The organism is Micromonospora sp. CPCC 206060 (assembly GCF_036906895.1).
In the GTDB taxonomy this organism is placed as follows: Bacteria; Actinomycetota; Actinomycetes; order Mycobacteriales; family Micromonosporaceae; genus Micromonospora.
Window position 1 is genome coordinate 1 of the sequence record NZ_JBAKHU010000219.1, and the last position, 1,469, is coordinate 1,469.

The 1,469-nt window shown below is 69.2% G+C and carries 2 protein-coding genes; both read right to left on the reverse strand.

Annotated features, from left to right (window positions below; genetic code table 11):
• Positions 1 to 1,007 (reverse strand): IS3 family transposase (locus V6U90_RS33345; RefSeq protein ID WP_334445150.1); only part of this gene is annotated, 1,007 nt, incomplete at its 3' end.
• Complete coding sequence (locus V6U90_RS33350; RefSeq protein ID WP_334445152.1) at positions 1,004 to 1,435, reverse strand: hypothetical protein; 432 nt, start codon at positions 1,433 to 1,435, stop codon at positions 1,004 to 1,006. The genes V6U90_RS33350 and V6U90_RS33345, both read right to left, overlap by 4 nt.
• Between the last annotated feature and the right edge of the window lie 34 nt (positions 1,436 to 1,469).

Here is a 1,469-nt window from a genome sequence, read left to right on the forward strand (position 1 = left end):
CGGTTGGGCACGGGCGGGGCGGTGGTCTGTTCGGGGTCGCTGTTGTCGGGTTTGTTGATCCATGCCCGGTCCGGGAGGCGGGGCGGCTGCGGACGGCGGCGGCCGAACCGTTGCGGGTGCGCGGCCCAGGCCGCGTCGAGGGTCTGTTGCCGCTGTTCACGGATCTGTCCGGCGGTGCCGTGATGCACCGATGCCGGGGTGTGCAGGCCGATCCCGGAGTGCCGGTGCTCGTGGTTGTAGTACGTGTAGAACGCCTCGCAGTGCTGCCGGGCGTGCTGGATCGACCCGAACCGGTCTGGGAAGCTCGGGTCGTACTTCAACGTCTTGAAGCTCGCCTCGATGTACGGATTGTCGTTCGATGTCTTCGGACGGCTGTGACTACGGCCGATCTTCAGATCGGTCAGCAGCTGGGTGACGGTCTTGCTGGTCATCGCGGCGCCACGGTCGGCGTGCACGGTCAACTGATCGGGGTCGACGCGTTCGCGGGCGGCCGCGTCAGCGATCAGCGCCTCGGCGAGCTGGCCGTCCTCGTGCGCGGCGACCAGGTGCCCGACGACGTAACGGGACCAGATGTCGATCACGGTGTAGAGGTGGAACCAGACGCCTCGGTCCGGGCCGCGCAGCTTGGTGATGTCCCAGGACCAGACCTGGTTCGCCGCGTCGGCCACGAGTTCGGGTTTGGTGCGGGCCGGATGGCTGGCCTGGCTGCGGCGTTCGCCGCTCTGCCCGGCAGCCCGCAGGATCCGGTACATCGTGGACTCCGAGCACCACCAGCGGCCCTCGTCGAGCTCGCGGGCCCACACCTGCGCCGGCGCCAGGTCGGCGTATTCGGGCCGGTTCAGCAGCTGCAGCACCTGCTCACGTTCAGCCTCGGACAACGCCGACGGCGGTGGCTTGCGCGCGGTCCGCGGCCGTGAGACCAGCGGTGGTGTGCGGTGCCGGTAGAGCGTCGCGCGGGAGACACCGGTCAGCCGGCAAGCCCCGGCGATGCCCCACGCCGGGGTCAGCGCCTGCTGTGCCTCGGCGAGGACGGGTTCGGCATCGGCGCGGAATCCGCGCTCTCGGAGAGCAGTTCCAAGAGCGCGTGCGCTTTTCCCATGATCTGCAACGCGGTTTCGGTCTTGGCCAGCTTGGCCTGCAAACGGGTGTTCTCCCGCCGAAGACGGGCAAGTTCGGCGTTCTCGGCCTTCTTCGTTGCCCGCGCGGCCGATTGCCGCCGGTCCGTCAAGCCGGCCGAGGCTCCGGCGTCTCGGGCCTTGCGCCAGTCGAGAATGTGTGACCCGTACAGCCGTTCCCGGCGCAGAATCGCCCCGCGAGCCGCCGCATCCGGCGCCGCGTCGTACTCGTCCAGGATCCGCGCCTTGAACTCTGCGGTGAATGTCCGCCGCTGGGGCCGGGCGTCCGGATCCAGGCTCTCGGGGGGCTTCGAAGTCATGCTGATGATCTCTCCTCAGGACCGTCCAGGAAGA